The organism is Elongatibacter sediminis (assembly GCF_037892215.1).
GTDB classification, from domain to species: domain Bacteria; phylum Pseudomonadota; class Gammaproteobacteria; order Xanthomonadales; family SZUA-36; genus Elongatibacter; species Elongatibacter sediminis.
Window position 1 is genome coordinate 100,442 of the sequence record NZ_JAZHOG010000011.1, and the last position, 15,163, is coordinate 115,604.

14 protein-coding genes are annotated in these 15,163 nt (G+C 64.8%); 9 read left to right on the forward strand and 5 right to left on the reverse strand.

Features of this window, described 5'->3' with window-relative positions:
* Both V3330_RS15845 and V3330_RS15850 read left to right on the forward strand, forming a co-directional pair.
* Positions 1–2,063: marine proteobacterial sortase target protein (locus V3330_RS15845; RefSeq protein WP_354696419.1), on the forward strand; the 2,063-nt coding region annotated here is incomplete at its 5' end.
* On the forward strand, positions 2,050–2,742 hold the full coding sequence (locus V3330_RS15850; protein ID WP_354696420.1) for a class GN sortase: 693 nt from the start codon (positions 2,050–2,052) through the stop codon (positions 2,740–2,742). The genes V3330_RS15845 and V3330_RS15850, both read left to right, overlap by 14 nt.
* On the opposite strand, the gene rpe is transcribed toward V3330_RS15850, so the two are convergent.
* Positions 2,708–3,379, reverse strand: a complete 672-nt coding sequence (rpe, locus tag V3330_RS15855; protein WP_354696421.1) for a ribulose-phosphate 3-epimerase — start codon at positions 3,377–3,379, stop codon at positions 2,708–2,710. The two genes, V3330_RS15850 and rpe, sit on opposite strands and share 35 nt — an antisense overlap.
* A gap of 83 nt (positions 3,380–3,462) precedes the next feature.
* Positions 3,463–4,260, reverse strand: coding sequence for a co-chaperone DjlA (gene djlA / locus V3330_RS15860; RefSeq protein WP_354696422.1), 798 nt, complete (start codon positions 4,258–4,260; stop codon positions 3,463–3,465).
* A gap of 139 nt (positions 4,261–4,399) precedes the next feature.
* Here djlA and V3330_RS15865 point away from each other — a divergent pair, with 139 nt between their 5' ends.
* A complete protein-coding gene (locus tag V3330_RS15865) occupies positions 4,400–5,338 on the forward strand; it encodes a phosphoribosylaminoimidazolesuccinocarboxamide synthase (protein ID WP_354696423.1) in 939 nt (312 codons plus the stop codon).
* A gap of 36 nt (positions 5,339–5,374) precedes the next feature.
* Entirely contained in the window at positions 5,375–5,836 is a 462-nt protein-coding gene (locus V3330_RS15870) for an Mpo1 family 2-hydroxy fatty acid dioxygenase (protein WP_354696424.1), read from the forward strand.
* 88 nt (positions 5,837–5,924) lie between these two features.
* Here V3330_RS15870 and gcvH read toward each other — a convergent pair whose 3' ends face one another.
* From gcvH to V3330_RS15885, 3 genes are all read right to left on the reverse strand, one after another.
* Positions 5,925–6,311: a glycine cleavage system protein GcvH gene (gene gcvH, locus V3330_RS15875; RefSeq protein ID WP_354696425.1), complete on the reverse strand. Its 387-nt coding sequence runs from the start codon at positions 6,309–6,311 to the stop codon at positions 5,925–5,927.
* 94 nt (positions 6,312–6,405) lie between these two features.
* Positions 6,406–7,503 (reverse strand): glycine cleavage system aminomethyltransferase GcvT, encoded by a 1,098-nt coding sequence (gcvT, locus tag V3330_RS15880; protein WP_354696426.1) that lies wholly within the window; start codon positions 7,501–7,503, stop codon positions 6,406–6,408.
* Between the two features lie 143 nt (positions 7,504–7,646).
* Positions 7,647–8,867, reverse strand: coding sequence for a bifunctional alpha/beta hydrolase/OsmC family protein (locus V3330_RS15885; RefSeq protein WP_354696427.1), 1,221 nt, complete (start codon positions 8,865–8,867; stop codon positions 7,647–7,649).
* A gap of 125 nt (positions 8,868–8,992) precedes the next feature.
* On the opposite strand from V3330_RS15885, the gene V3330_RS15890 reads away from it, so the two are divergent.
* The 5 genes from V3330_RS15890 (at position 8,993) to V3330_RS15910 (ending at position 15,089) form a co-directional block, all read left to right on the forward strand.
* Entirely contained in the window at positions 8,993–10,012 is a 1,020-nt protein-coding gene (locus V3330_RS15890) for a DUF3179 domain-containing protein (RefSeq protein WP_354696428.1), read from the forward strand.
* A gap of 6 nt (positions 10,013–10,018) precedes the next feature.
* A complete protein-coding gene (locus V3330_RS15895; RefSeq protein ID WP_354696429.1) occupies positions 10,019–11,416 on the forward strand; it encodes an alpha/beta hydrolase in 1,398 nt (465 codons plus the stop codon).
* 172 nt (positions 11,417–11,588) lie between these two features.
* Positions 11,589–13,145 carry a Fic family protein gene (locus V3330_RS15900; RefSeq protein ID WP_354696430.1) on the forward strand — a complete coding sequence of 519 codons (1,557 nt, stop codon included), beginning with the start codon at positions 11,589–11,591 and terminating at the stop codon, positions 13,143–13,145.
* A 102-nt stretch (positions 13,146–13,247) separates the two neighbouring features.
* The gene (locus V3330_RS15905; RefSeq protein WP_354696431.1) at positions 13,248–13,709 is read left to right on the forward strand and encodes a cupin domain-containing protein; all 462 of its coding nucleotides are present in this window, start codon (positions 13,248–13,250) and stop codon (positions 13,707–13,709) included.
* A 24-nt stretch (positions 13,710–13,733) separates the two neighbouring features.
* Positions 13,734–15,089, forward strand: coding sequence for a Na+/H+ antiporter NhaC family protein (locus tag V3330_RS15910; RefSeq protein WP_354696432.1), 1,356 nt, complete (start codon positions 13,734–13,736; stop codon positions 15,087–15,089).
* Positions 15,090–15,163: the final 74 nt, after the last annotated feature.

Consider the following 15,163-nt stretch of genomic DNA (forward strand, 5'->3'; position numbering starts at 1 on the left):
GGCCGGCCGGCGCCCGCCGGGAGGTCTATGTACCGCCGCGCCGCGCGAAGCGGGGCTGGTTGACCTGGCAGGACCGGGCTCTACTGATTCTCTGGGTGATTCTGACCGCTTTGTTGCTGGTTCGAATGAGTACCGCCGAGGCCTCAACCGGAGGCGAAGAGCACTGGGGCCTGGAATTCCGCGGCAACGGCAGCAATCTGCGCGCAGTCGCCCTCGATACCGACATCGCCGCCGATGTCACCGGGCTGGTGGCCCGGATCGAGGTACGCCAGCGCTTTCGCAATACCGGAACGGCCTGGTCGGAAGCCATCTATCGTTTTCCGCTGCCTCGGGGTTCCGCGGTCGACCGCCTGCGTATCGAAGCCGGCGGCCGGGTGATCGAGGGCGAGATTCGCGAGAAGGGCACCGCCCGCCGCCAATACCAGCAGGCTCGATCGTCCGGCCGGATCGCCGCGCTGGTGGAACAGGAAAGACCCAACCAGTTTCAAACCCGCCTGGCCAATATCGGCCCGGACGAGGAACTGGTGGTGGAAATCGGATTTCTCGCTCACGTGGACTACCACGACGGCGTGTTCAGCCTGAATCTCCCCCTCACCTTCACCCCGCGCTGGCAGGCGGCGGGCCCGCGACGGGTTGAGACCGCCTGGTCGGAAACCACTCCCCGCATCGGAACTTCGGGCGGCCTCGACGACCACCACCTCCAGCTCGGAGTCCGCTTGCGCACCGGGCTGAGCCTGGCTCGCCTGGAAAGCCGCTACCACGACATCGAGGTGCACCCGGCCCTGGGCGGCTACGATGTCTTCGTCGCGGATCCCGACACGCGCACCGACCGGGTGTTCACCCTGGAATGGGCCACCGAGCGGGGCCGCGAACCGGAGTCCGCCCTGATGACCTGGGATGACGGCGACGCGATTTACGCCATGCTGATGGTCGCCCCGCCCCTGCCCGAAGCCGTCGCGCCCCAGCCGCGCGACGTGGTTTTCATCATCGACACCTCCGGTTCGATGGAAGGCCGATCACTGCGGCAGGCCCAGGCCGCCCTCCACCAGGGACTGCAACGGCTGGGACCCGACGATCGCTTCAACATCATCCGATTCGACTCGGTGAGCGAACGCCTGTTCGAGCGAAGCGTGCCGGCCGACGCGGCCAGCCTCGTCACAGCCGGTGATTTCATCGACGACCTGCGTGCCAACGGCGGCACCAACATGGCGCCGGCCTTGCAGGACGCCATGCTGCAGCCGGCCTGGCCCGGATTGTTGCGGCAAATCGTGTTCGTCACCGACGGCAGTGTCGGCAACGAGGGTGACCTGCTTCTGCAGATCGGCGAGCAATTGGGCGCCAGCCGTCTGTTCACCGTTTCCATCGGCTCCGCACCCAACCGGGGCTTCATGCGCAAGGCGGCCGAAATCGGGCGCGGCCATCACACCCACGTCGGCAAACTGAACGAAGTGGAAGAGCGCATGGCCGCCCTGTGGTCGCGCATCGAGAACCCGGCGCTCAGTGATCTCTGCGTGGACTGGGGTGTCGCGGCCGAAACCTATCCGGAAGTCATTCCGGACCTGTACGCGGGCGAACCCCTGTGGCTGTTCGCGCGCCTGCCGCGCGAACCGGCGGAAATCCGTCTGTGCGGCCAGCTCGGCGGCCAGCCCTGGGAACAGGTTCGGCAACCGCTCCCCGGCCGCGGGAGCGAGAACATCGCGACCCTGTGGGCCCGCAGCAAGATCGAATCCCTCGAAGACAGCCGGGTGTTCGGCGCCGATCCCGATTTCGTCCGCGGCGAGGTCACCGATCTGGCCCTGGACTTTGGCCTGCTCACCGCCTACACCGGCATGGTGGCGGTGGCGCCGGAGCCGGTTCGACCGGCCAGCCAGGCCTTGCGGGCCGAGGACGTTCCCAGCCTGCTGCCGGCCGGCAGCAGTGGCCAGGCAAGCGGATTCGCATCCACCGCGACCCACTGGCCGGTGCAACTTTTCTTCGCGCTGCTCCTGCTGTCCATCAGCGTGGCCCTGATGTGGTTCTCCTCTCCCTCGCGCCCGTCGCGAGTACGACATGGCGCGGCCTGACCGCTCCCGGATACGTCCTCCACGGGCCCTGACGGCGGTGCCACGCACCGCCGTCTTTTTTCTTGTTGCCGGTTCCGCCGCGGCCCTGGCGTTGCATGCGGTCTGGATTCCCGTCAAGGCGGAGCTGGCGCAGGTTCTGCTGTCCCGAAGTTGGCAGGCGGTGCGCGACGGCAATGCCGACTCACCGCCATGGCCCTGGGCCGACACCCTGCCTGCCGGCGTGTTGCGGGTCCCCCGACTGGGCCTGGAGCAGTTTGTTCTCGCGGGTCAGTCGGGTCGCAATCTGGCATTCGGACCGGTGTTCGCAAACGGACCGGGAGCAGGCCTCGACCGCGTGCTGAGCGGCCACCGTGACACGCATTTCCGGTTCCTGGAACAACTGCGTCCGGGTGATCGGTTGGAGTTGGAAACCGGGCACGGAACCGAAATCTACGAAATGACCCATGCGGAGGTGATTGACAGTCGTAGGGCCGAACTCGTCATCGAACCCGGGCGCCGCCGGCTCAGCCTGGTGACCTGCTACCCGTTCGGCGCCGCCACGACAGGCGGGCCGCTGCGCTACGTGGTGACAGCTCTGCCCAGCCGCGGGGGCGCGCCCGGGAAAACCCCTTCGAAGGACCAGGCATCGCCCGACAACCGCCGGTTCAGCACCCGTCCGCGTTCTGTTTCATCGCCTTGATGGTCGCCGTGTAGTCGTCGGCGCCGAAAATGGCCGACCCGGCAACGAAGGTATCCGCGCCCGCCGCCGCGACGTCACCGATGTTCTGCACTTTCACGCCGCCGTCCACCTCCAGGCGGATGTCACGGCCCAGGGCATCGATGCGGCCGCGGACTTCGCGGACCTTGTTCAACACGTAGGGAATGAACGATTGGCCCCCGAATCCCGGGTTGACCGACATCAGCAACACCAGGTCGAGTTGTTCCAGGGTCCAGTCCAGCACCTCGACCGGGGTCGCCGGGTTGAGTACCAGTCCGGCCTGGCAGCCGTGGTCATGGATCAGTTGCAGGGTGCGGTCCACATGCCGGCTGGCTTCGGGATGAAAGCTGATCACGCTGGCCCCGGCATCGGCGAACTGCGGCACCAGTTCATCCACCGGCTCCACCATCAGGTGCACGTCGATCGGCGCCTCGATGCCGTGCTTGCGGAGCGCCTCGCACACCATCGGCCCGATGGTCAGGTTGGGCACGTAGTGGTTGTCCATCACGTCGAAATGCACCCAGTCGGCACCGGCTTCGAGCACGGCTTCGACTTCATCCCCCAGCCGCGCGAAATTCGCCGACAGGATGGACGGGGCGATGACGGTTGATTGTTTCATGCGGCTTGCCTCCGGGGCCATGATGAGCAGGGGCGACAGCTTACACGGATTGCACCCGGACCCGCACGGCCCGGTCGTCCGGACTATTTGATACCCCGTGCTTCCTTGATCTGATCGTAAGCCGTGTTGATGTCCCGCACCCGCGACCGGGCCATTTCCATCATTTCCTCGGGCAGTCCGCGTGCCACCAGTTTGTCCGGGTGGTACTGGCTCACCAGCTTGCGGTAGGCCCGCTTGACCTCGGCATCACCGGCCCCGGGCTTCAAACCCAATTGGGCGTAGGCCTGCTCCAGGCTTCCGCGCACCACGCCGGCGGCGCCCCGTCGCCCACTGCCCGCCCCCGCCGATCCGCCGCGAGCCTGCAGCATGGCCGCGAACCAGGCCGGTGCGATATGCAGATCCCGCGCCACCCGCTGCAGAACCGCCAGTTCGTTCTCGGTTGCCTCGCCGCTGGAAAAAGCCGCCTCGACCAGGATTTCCATGAACATCCGGCGCAAGTCCGGCCGGGCCATTGCATGCTGGGCGAACGGACGCAGACCCGCCTCGAGATCGAAGCCCGCCTGCTTGCCCTGGTTGAACAGGCGGATGGCCCGGCGCCGTTCTTCGCCGGTGATCTGCATGCGCGCCATCAATGACTCGACCATGCGGATTTCCGATTCCGAAACCCGGCCGTCGGCCTTGGCCAGATGTCCGAGAGCACTGAACAAACCATCGAAGAACGCTTCACGCGTGGCGCCCACACCGAGAATACCGCCCAGAAAACGATCGACCAGGTGACCGAATACGAAACCGATGACAGCACCCATGAGGCCGCCACGGAAGATACCGACGACGGTGCCGATGATTTTTCCCCACCAGTGGCGGGGGATGCCATTACCCATTGTCATGAACTCTCGACTTGATACGAATGCGCGGGCCGATTATCCCCGAAGCCGGCCGCCGGGTCGAAACCCCGGACAGGCCTCGCCAAGCGCCCGGCACCGCACGTAAACTATCGGCTGTCATCCAGCGGAACGAACCGTGAACGCGAATACGAAGACTTATGAAACCGGCCAAGTCACCGACCTGCCGCTGATCCACCAGGGCAAGGTGCGTGACAGCTTTGCCATCGACGACGAGCACATGCTGATCGTCGCCTCCGATCGGCTGTCCGCATTCGACGTCGTACTGCCCGACCCGGTTCCCGGCAAAGGCGAAATTCTCACGCGGATTTCGAATTTCTGGTTTGACCGCACCGGGCACATCGTGCCCAATCACCTGGCGCCCATCGCGCTCGACGACATCATCCGCGATTCCGGCCTGCGCGAAAGCCTGCGCCATCGCGCCGTCATCGTCCGCCGGCTGAAACCCCTGCCGCTCGAAGCCATCGTGCGCGGCTACCTGATCGGATCGGGCTGGAAAGACTACCGGGCGGAGGGCTCGGTCAGCGGCATCGCGCTGCCTCCGGGCCTGCAGCAGGCCGAGCGCCTGCCGGAAATCATCTTCACGCCCTCGAGCAAGGCGGCTGCCGGTGATCACGACGAGAACATCACGGTGGCGGAAGTCGAGTCGGCCATCGGGACCGACCTGACCCGCCGGGTCCGCGAAGCCAGCATCGCTCTGTACCGGTTCGCGGTGGCGCATGCCGAGCGCCGTGGCATCATCATCGCCGATACCAAATTCGAGTTCGGGCTCGACCACGACGGTGAGCTCAAGGTGATGGACGAGGTCCTCACACCGGACTCGTCTCGCTTCTGGCCGATTGAATCCTATGCACCCGGTTGCAGCCCTCCGAGTTTCGACAAGCAATACGTGCGCGACTACCTGGAAACCCTGGACTGGGACAAGAAACCGCCCGGCCCCCGGTTGCCGCCCGCCGTGATCGAGGCAACCGCGGATCGCTACCGCGAGGCCCTGACCCGCCTGACCGGCCCGGAACGCGAGCCCGAAAACCCGCCCCGGCAGCAGGAGCAGGGCTAGCCCGCCGGCACCCCCGGGAGTGAAACCATGCGAAGAGTGGAAGAACTGCTGAATGAATACGGGGCCAGCCACCGCGACCCGCTGAACAAGAAGCTGCACTGGGCCTGCGTGCCGGTTATCGTCTGGACCGTGGTCGCCCTACTGTGGGCCCTGCCTTTTCCGAACGGGTGGCAGCCCGAAGGAATCCCGCTCAATTGGGCATTGATAGCGCTCGTTCTGGCGCAAGTCTACTACTTCAGGCTCTCGTTCCAGCTCGGTCTGGGCGTGCTCTTGTTTCACGTTTTCCTGCTCTGGCTCACCTCCATCGTGGACACAGCGGCCCCGTGGCCACTGTGGGCGATCGCCGTTTCACTGTTTATCATCGCCTGGATCGGCCAGTTCATCGGCCATGCCATTGAAGGCAAGAGACCTTCATTTTTCAAAGACCTGCAGTTTCTTCTTGTAGGACCCGCCTGGCTGATGTCGTTCCTGTACGAACGACTCGGACTGCGTTACTGAGCGGCGCGGCGTTAGCCCGGAGAGCCTCGACCCTGATGCAAAAAGGCCCGCGGTTCGCGGGCCTTTTCAATGAGACTGGCTCGAGCGCCTATTCCTCGATCGACTCGGCGTAGCCCTCGGAATCCATCAGGCTACTGATTTCATCAGCCGCGGAAGGCGCCAGGCTGAACAGCCAGCCATCGCCGTAGGGATCCGAATTCACCAGCGCGGGATCGTCCTCCAGCGCCGGGTTGGCCTCGATGACTTCGCCACTGATCGGTGCGTAGATGTCCGATGCCGCCTTGACCGATTCGATCACTGCGCAGGCATCTCCCTGGGCATAGCTCAGCCCGGGTTCGGGCAACTCCACGAAAACGATATCTCCCAGGGCAGCCTGGGCATGATCGGTAATGCCGACGACCACGCTGCCGTCGTCCTCGACGCGCACCCACTCGTGGCTGTCGCGGTAGTGCAAATCGGATGGAATGTCGCTCATGCCCGTGATCCCTCGCTGTTGTGCCGGTGTGCTGTCACAAATTCACGTGACCCGCGCTGCATTCTAGCCCCACCCCGGGGCGGTTACAAAACCTTCACCCGGAAGCCGGCAGAATCCCCTCACAGGGTCCCCCATTGCGGGCGAACGGCGGCCGCACGATTCGGGCCTTCAGCCTTCTTCCACGCACCTCCACTTCGCACTCACCGGCTTCTCCGGCGGGTATCCGGGCCAGCGCGATCGCGCATTGCAGGGTCGGCGAAAATCCGCCGCTGGTGGTTACACCCTCGCCGGCTTCGGTGAACACGGCCTGATGGGCGCGCAAAACACCGCGATCCTCCAGCACCAGGCCAACGAACCGGCGCGCCACCCCGTCTGCCTTCTGCTTTTCCAGGGCGGGCCGGCCGATGAAATCGCGATCGTCCTTCATCGCCACGGTCCAGCCGAGTCCGGATTCCAGTGGTGTCACGCTCTCGTCCATGTCCTGGCCGTACAGATTCATGCCGGCTTCGAGCCGCAGGGTATCCCGCGCGCCCAATCCGCACGGTGACACGTCCGCATCCAGCAAACCCTGCCACAACGACTCGGCCTCCGCGGCCGGAACGGTCAATTCGAAACCGTCCTCGCCGGTGTAGCCGGTGCGCGCCACGAACCAGTCGCCGTGGGCACAGGCAAAGAATGGCTCCAGCGGAGCTGCCGCGGTGGCCACGGCATCGGGTAAAACCGCCAGCGCGCGGTCGCGGGCCAGCGGCCCCTGCACAGCGATCATCGCGAGGTCGCCGCGTTCGCGCACATCCACCTCGAACGATTCGGCCTGGCTGCGCAACCAGTCCAGATCCTTGTCACGCGTGGCGGCGTTGACCACCATCCGGAAATGGTTCTCCGCCAGGTAGTAGGTGATCAGGTCATCGATAACCCCACCCGCGTCATTCAACATGCAGCTGTACAGCGCCTTGCCCGGACGTTGCAGGCGCGCGATATCATTGGCCAGCAGCCGCGACAGGTAGTCGCGAACACCGCTTCCCGTCAGGTCGACAACCGTCATATGGGACACGTCGAACATGCCTGCGGCGCGGCGCACCTGGTGATGTTCGTCGAGTTGGGATCCGTAATGAATCGGCATTTCCCAGCCGGAAAAGTCCACCATTCGTGCGCCCGCGGCGAGGTGGGCGGCGTGTAACGGGGTTTTCTTCATGCGGTCAGCTTCCGGACGGTGAGAGATGGCTCACTATAGCCACCTGATCCGAAACTTCAATCCGGCAGGCGCCCGCGGCTTGACCTGCGCCAGGAAAGCGCCGGGATGCACGATGTCGTCCGCGCGAACCCCCGGCGCCGGCTTCAGTCCCCCAGCCGGCTCTCGATCCGTACTTCGCCATGGAGCGTGCGGTGAACCGGGCACCGGTCGGCGATTTCGAGCAGGCGTTGACGCTGATCGGCATCGAGGTCGCCGGTCAGGTTCAGAACCCGTTCGAAGCGATCGATTTTCCCTTTACGCGTCTCGCAGTCCGTACAGTCTTTCGCGTGGATTTTGCCATGGCGCACCCGGACCTCCACCGATTCCAGCGGCAGCCCCTTGTGCCGCGCATACATGTTGACGGTCATGACGGTGCAACTCGCCAGCGCGGCCGACAACAGGTCGTAGGGCGTGGGGCCGCTTTCCGCACCACCCACCGATTCGGGTTCGTCCCCCCGCATGCGGTGACCGTCGGCGTTGATGGATACCCGAAAACCGTGTTCCGCCCTGCCAACAACGACGGTTTCGCCCCCGGCGTAATGAGCTTCCGGTATGGCCGGCGCATCCCGTTCCATGTATCGCGCCGCCCAGGACGCCAGGACCGCACCCGCAAAACGCGAATCGCGTTCGTCGCTGAGCAGGTGATCGGCTCCATCAAGGCTGATGAAACTCTTGGGATGGCGCGCGCTGGTATAGATTCGCGCAGCTTCGTCGATGCTGACGACCTCGTCCACCGGCGAATGCATCACCAGCAAGGCACGCCGCAATTTGCCGATGCCGTCCCGTACCGATTGCGAACGCACGTCTTCGAGAAAATCGCGCCGGATCGTGAACGAACGCCCGGCGAGTTTCACCCGCGCCGCGCCCTCCTCCTCGATACGTTCGAGGTCATCGTCGAGCAGGTGCAGGATGTGTTCGGCTTCGGCGGGCGAACCCAGGGTCGCCACCGCCCGGACCTCGTCGATCCTCGATGCGACCTGCAGGCAGGCCGTGCCACCCAGCGAATGCCCCACCAGTATCTGCGGCGCTTCATGAGCTTCACGCAGAAAAGCGGCGGCGTCTTCGAGATCATCCACGTTGCTGGAGAAATGGGTATCGGCGAATTCCCCCTCACTCTGCCCCAGGCCCGTGAAATCAAAGCGCAGGGTCGCGATGCCTTCCCGACTCAGGGCCTCGGCGATATTGACCGCCGCCTTCACGTTCCGGGTACAGGTGAAACAATGCGCGAACAATGCCCAGGCCCGCGGCCGACCGGCATCGGGACGATGCAGTGATCCGGTCAGCTGTTGCCCGCCGCGATTCTCAAAACGTACGACTTCCTGCATGAATCCTCCTCCTCAAACGGTGCGGGACCGTGCCCGCATCCTGGCCGGCGCTGCAAGATAAGCCCGGGAATTCCGGTCGGAAATACCTGAATTCACACGCGCCACCGGCCCAGGACAATAAAAACATGACCGACCCCCGACTCTGCGCACCGCAACCGCGCCAACGCACCAGCCTGGTGGCTCTGCTGATCGTTCTGGCCGCGGCCTGCTCCATCCCGGCCAACGCTCGGGACTCTGCATGGAAGACCGACATTCTTGCCGAAACCTTCCAAATCACGCGGCAGGGTCACATCGATGTGCCCATCGCAGACGTACACCAGGGCTGCCCGAAACGGGACTGTATCATCTCGATTGACGAACCCGGGTTCGCCAGCGCGGATGCAGCCGCCGGGATCGCGGATGACGACCTGGTACTGGGCGTCGTGATCGACGGCGTGGCCCGCGCCTACCCGGCCTACATCCTGAACCACAGCGAAGTCGTCAACGATACGGTCGCGAACCAGCCGATCGCCATCACCTACTGCCCACTGTGCGGCTCCGGCCTGGCATTCCACCGCCAACTCGGTGACAAGACCGTCGAATTCGGCGTATCCGGCCTGCTGCACAACAGCGATCTGATCCTGTACGACCGGGACAGCAAATCCCTGTGGCAGCAGATCACCGGCACCGCCATCGCCGGTCCCAGGCGCGGGGAAACACTGACCGGGATACCCTTGTCGATGACCACCTGGTCGGAATGGCGGGCGGCCCATCCGGCGACCGGGGTACTGGCCGCCGACGCGGGGCGTCCCCTGCGGGTGACCAACAAGAAACCGTACGGCGACTACGCCAGCAGTCCGCGCTTGATGTTTCCCGCCAACGCCGAGGCCGCTCGATTGCTTCATCCCAAGGAGGTCGTGCACGGCCTGCGCCTGCCGCAGGGTGCGTTCGCCGTCAGCGAGCGCAGACTCACCGCGGACACTGTCGTGCACCTGCCCCTCGACGGCACCACCCTGGTTTGGCAACGCGCGGCAGACGGACGGGTGACCGTGACGCGTGACGATTCCGGTGAGGTCCACGATGCCCATCGCATGTTCTGGTTCGCCTGGTACAGCTTCAATACCGATACGGCTCTGCTGGATACCGAACGGGAAGTCGCTCCATAATCGGGCATGGACACGCGCTGGCATATCCGCAGCCGTTGGCCGTCGCTGGCCGCGCTGCTGATTCTGTCGTGCGCCTGTACCACGCCGATGAAACCGGACCTGGAGCGCCTGCATCGGCAGAACGATCCGTCGGGGCAGCCACCAGTCATCCTCATTCACGGCATTCTCGGCGCCCGGCTGGCGGATGGCGAGACCGGGGCCGAGGCCTGGTTCGGAGGGCTGGGACGCCTGATTTTCTCCGATTATGACGAACTGGCGCTGACGATCGATCCGGAAACCCTGGAACCGGTGCCGTCTCGCCTGACGCCCACCGGACTGACCGATCGCGTCGCCGGCCGGGATTATTACGGCAACATCATCGAAGTACTCGAAACCGCCGGCCGCTACCGCCGGGCGCAACCGGGACGACCACCGGACGGGGGAAGCGGCCGTCACTACTACGTATTCGCCTACGACTGGCGCCAGGACAACGTCGTGAACGCGCAACGTTTGGCCGACTGGATCGACCAGATCCGGCGTGATCACGGCGATCCCGACCTGAAAGTGGACCTGATCGCCCACAGTATGGGCGGGCTGATCGCTCGCTATTACCTGCGTTACGGCCGCACCGACGTGCTCGACGACAATCAGTTTCCGGTGAACTTCGACGGTGCGGCCACGGTACGCCGCACCCTGTTGCTGGGCACGCCAAACCTCGGATCGGCCAGTACGCTGCACGCCTTCATCAAGGGCTATCGAATCGGGCTCCGGGGCATTCCCACCGAAGTCCTGGCAACCATGCCGAGTGTCTTTCAGTTGTTCCCGCACAGCCTCAGCGAATGGCTGGTGACGACGGAAGGCCGGCCGCTGCAACGCGACCTGTTCGATATCGACGTCTGGCGCCGCTTCCAGTGGTCGATCTTCGATCCCGAGGTGCGCCAGCGCATCCTAGCCCGGTTCGAAACCGCGGAAGAAGGCACAACCTATCTGCGGACACTCGAAGCCTGGTTCGACAAACGGTTGAAGCGCGCCCGGCGCTTCGTCTGGTCACTGACGGTGCCGGTACCGCAAGCCCCCTATCGGCTGGTCGTGTTCGGCGGTGATTGTCAGCTCACACCAACCCGCCTGCTGGTCGAGGAAGTCGACGGCGTTTCCGAAATCCGCCTGCGTCCCACGGATATCGCGCGGCCTGTGGCTGGCATCGACTACGACATGCTGATGCTCGAACCCGGAGACGGCACGGTCACCAAGGCCTCCCTGCTGGCGCGCGAACACCTGGACCCGTCGCTGCGAAGGCACCAGTACATCGATTTCCCGCTCGACTACCCCCTGTTCCTGTGTGAACACCACGACCGCATGACCGGCAACCCGACTTTCCAGGACAATCTGCTGCATCATCTGCTGAACCGCGATCCCCGGCGTTAGCGATCACTCCGTGACCACTCCGGTGTGCGCCGCGCGACTGTGACCTTGCGGCACCCTGACGAGACGGGATGGCCAAAACGACCCGGCGGTCTGGAAATCCCCGGGAGGGGCCACTAACCTGACGCCTGATCAGGCGATTGGCCTGACGCCTCTGACAGGGAGCGGCCCGCCGGTGACCCAGGACGAAATCGACAGACTGCGTGAACGGGTGCGGCGCAATCCGGCCGACGGACATGCCTGGCTGGCACTTTCCCGGGTCCTGGCCCGGGGTCCCGCGTCACCCGAACTATTCCATGCCAGCGAACAGGCCATCCGTTCGTTGCCGGACCACGACGAGGCCTGGTTGATCGCCGCTCGGGCACAGGCCGGCCGGTCCGGCGCCGAGGCCGCCGCCGGGTGGCTGGAAACCATGGCGCGCGAAAACCCCGGCCTCACGGCGCCACGGCGCGCGGCCGCCGCATTCCGGAAAGAGGTGGACCAGGCCTCCCTGGCGCACGCCGACCAGCTACGCGCGGATGCGCGCTGGGAAGAGGCGCTCACCGTCTATCGCCGGATCGAGCCGCGCCGGCCAGGTGATGCCCTGCTGCGGAACAACATCGGAACCTGCCTGGCCAGTCTGGAAGCGCACGAGGAGGCAGCCGCCTGCTTCAAGGCAGCACTCGAGCGTGATCCCGCGCTGGCCCAGGCCCGCCTGAACCTGGCCTTGCTGCAGGCCTGCCGGGGGCGCCGCGACCGTGCGCGGCGGCACCTGGCGGACCTTATCGCCTCGCCAATGCCGGATCCGCAACTGCACCGGGCCGCGCATCTGCTGATGTCGCTACTCGATGAGCACGAGCGTCTGGCCCCGGCCGTGTCACGTGCCGTGAACGACCGTTCGGTGACCGAACTGCGCGCCGCCCTCGGCGAGACTCCTCCCGCCCTGTGTGAAGCGGACCCCGATTCCATCGCGCGACTGGAGGCCATCGCCGATTCCCTGAACGGCATTCGCCCACGGGCTGACGCATTCCAGCCCCAGGGCCGGACCGAAGCGCTCGCCTTTCTGGAAGCCTGCGCCCTGGCAAACCTCGCGGACACGGACGACGCCGTGACCCGCCGGCATGAACGGTTTCTCGCCACCGGACCCAACCGGCCTGATCCGGACCAATGGCAATTGGGCAACCTGATAGGCGTTTTGCGCGAGCGCAAGAAATGCCGTGCCGATTGGCTGCAAGGTGATGATGGCGAAGCCTGGCTGCGCTACTGGCACGCCAGGCTGATTCGGGCCACCGACGGTGCCGGGGAAGAGAGCGGGGAAGTGGGTGGGGTCGCGGAAGGGGCAGCGAACACACACGCTCGCGCAGACGCCATGCCGGGCCAGTTCAAACCCGCTCCCAACGCGATCCGAAACCTGCCCCTGACTCCGCCGGAACGCGTGGTGGGCACGGTTCGCCAAACCCTGGGCACCATTCTGCCGAAAGTCGAAGCCGGACCGTCGCGCGCGATTCTGGCCTACGTCGCGATCAACATGATCCACGGCTTCGCGGATGGCAACGGGCGCCTGGCGCGCTTCGTGTCTGGCTGGCTACTGGAAACCGCGGGCCTGCCCGCGGTGACCGTTCCTCCCCGCCTGCGGGCACGCTTCGCACCGGCGCTCGATACGGCGTGGCTGCAGGGCGATGCCGCACCGATAGCTACCGCGTTTCAGGCCGCCCATGCCGAAACCTGGCGTCAGTTGAAGCAGCTCGCCTGAACCCATCGCCGATCGCCCCACCCACTTCTCCTTTGAGATCGCTGCGGCTATGCTGCTGAAGACTGGTTGTTCAAAGCCTCGAACTCGCAGGAGAAAATCGCGATGCCCATTCAGCCTTTTCACAATCGGATGCTTGTCGTTCTGGCAGCGTCGCTCATCACCTGTCCGGTTCTGACTTCGGCGGCCGGGGGCTCGCACCCGGTCAAGATGAGCCAGGCACAGATCGCCGGTGCAATCTTCGAGGATTACGATCCGGTTGTGCTGACGCGCAATGGCAATACCACTCACGATGTCGAAGTGTTTCTGTCTTCCGACCGGCAGTTCGACGCCGGCATGTACCGTTCCGGAAAAGTCCGCTTCGACATCACCGAACCATACGGCGTGAACGAATACATGCATTTCCTGGAGGGCGGCGTCACGCTGACCTCGAGCGACGGCACGGTGACGGAAATTCAGGCCGGCGACTCGGTGGTGATTCCGGCCGACTGGACCGGTGTGTGGGATACCGAGGGCTACACCAAGATCTACGTGATCTATTCACCGGACGGGCCGATCGAAGAATGACAGGCCGTTACCGGTAGGCCGCGCATGGATGAATTCGGCGTCCTCAGTCTGGTGCCGACCCTGGTGGTGGTCGGCCTGGCGCTGTGGTCCCACCGCACCATCGAGTCATTGCTGGCCGGCACCATCGTTGGCCTGTTCATGGTGGCGCCGGCGGATGCGCTGGGCCTGGCGGCGGAGATTTCGCTGTCGGTGATGCAGAACGAAACCGTCGGCTGGGTGATTCTCGTCTGCGGTTTCATGGGCAGCCTGATCGCGCTGTTCATCCGCACCGGGGCCGTTACCGCGTTCACCCAGGCCATCATCTCCCGCGTGCGCACTCAGCGCGGCGGCTTGCTGACCGCATGGGTGCTGGGCCTGTTCCTGTTCGTCGACGACTACCTGAACTCGATCGCCGTCGGCGCGGCGATGCGCAAGGTGACCGATTCCTTTCGCACATCGCGCGAAATGCTGGCCTACGTGGTGGATTCCACGGCCGCGCCGGTCAGCGTCATCATTCCAATTTCGACCTGGGCGGTTTTCTTCGGTGCGTTGCTGGTGGAAAACGGCGTCGCCGCGGAAGGCGAAGGGTTGAAGGCCTACATCGCGGCCATTCCTTACATGTTTTACGCCTGGGCGGCCATCCTGATCGTGCCGCTGGCCATCGTCGGCGTGATCCCGGCCATCGGGCCGATGAAACGGGCCGAGGCCCGGGCCGCGACCGGAATCACGGTGCCACCCGGCGCCGAGCACATCGAGGCCGCCAACCGGTCGATTACCGTCAAGGACGGCGTCCGTGGCCACCCGGCGGAATTCATCGTGCCGATGGTCATCCTGGCCGCGTCGACCTGGTATTTCGACTACGATTTTCTCAAGGGCATCTACCTGACCCTGGCCCTGTACGTCATCATGATCGCGGTGCGCCGCACCTTGAATGTGGAGGAAACCTACAACGCGGTACTCGACGGCTTCAAAACCATGCTCGAACCGCTGGCGGCGCTGGTCGCGGCCTACCTGCTGGACGAAATCAACCAGCGCATGGGGCTGTCACAGTTCGTGATCGACGTCATCAGCCCGCACATGACGGCGGGGATGCTGCCGGCCGCCATTTTCCTGTCGATGGGCGCACTGTCATTCGCCACCGGATCGAATTGGGGTGTGTTCGTAATCGTGCTGCCCATCGTCACGACTCTGGCCAATGCGCTGGATGCCGACATGTCGCTGGTGATCGGCGCCACCCTGTCGGCTTCCACCTTCGGCAGCCATGCCTGCTTTTATACCGACGCCACCGTGCTGACCGCCCAGGCCACGGGCACGACCCCCTATCAGCACGCGATCACTCAAATTCCATACGCCGTCATTGCCGCGGCGATCGCGGCGGTCCTGTACTTCATCGTGGGTTAGTTGCAAACGCAGCATTCGACCGGACGTCACACCCCGTCCACGCGGCCCGAAACCGATTCGGTCACCCCGGGAAA

Bases quoted from the DNA above. Each gene is read 5' to 3' on its own strand.
- V3330_RS15850 (WP_354696420.1), top strand. From the start codon at position 2,050: ATGGCGCGGCCTGACCGCTCCCGGATACGTCCTCCACGGGCCCTGACG.
- rpe (WP_354696421.1), bottom strand. From the start codon at position 3,379: ATGAAACAATCAACCGTCATCGCCCCGTCCATCCTGTCGGCGAATTTC.
- djlA (WP_354696422.1), bottom strand. From the start codon at position 4,260: ATGGGTAATGGCATCCCCCGCCACTGGTGGGGAAAAATCATCGGCACC.
- gcvH (WP_354696425.1), bottom strand. From the start codon at position 6,311: ATGAGCGACATTCCATCCGATTTGCACTACCGCGACAGCCACGAGTGG.
- gcvT (WP_354696426.1), bottom strand. From the start codon at position 7,503: ATGAAGAAAACCCCGTTACACGCCGCCCACCTCGCCGCGGGCGCACGA.
- V3330_RS15885 (WP_354696427.1), bottom strand. From the start codon at position 8,867: ATGCAGGAAGTCGTACGTTTTGAGAATCGCGGCGGGCAACAGCTGACC.
- V3330_RS15890 (WP_354696428.1), top strand. From the start codon at position 8,993: ATGACCGACCCCCGACTCTGCGCACCGCAACCGCGCCAACGCACCAGC.
- V3330_RS15895 (WP_354696429.1), top strand. From the start codon at position 10,019: ATGGACACGCGCTGGCATATCCGCAGCCGTTGGCCGTCGCTGGCCGCG.
- V3330_RS15905 (WP_354696431.1), top strand. From the start codon at position 13,248: ATGCCCATTCAGCCTTTTCACAATCGGATGCTTGTCGTTCTGGCAGCG.
- V3330_RS15910 (WP_354696432.1), top strand. From the start codon at position 13,734: ATGGATGAATTCGGCGTCCTCAGTCTGGTGCCGACCCTGGTGGTGGTC.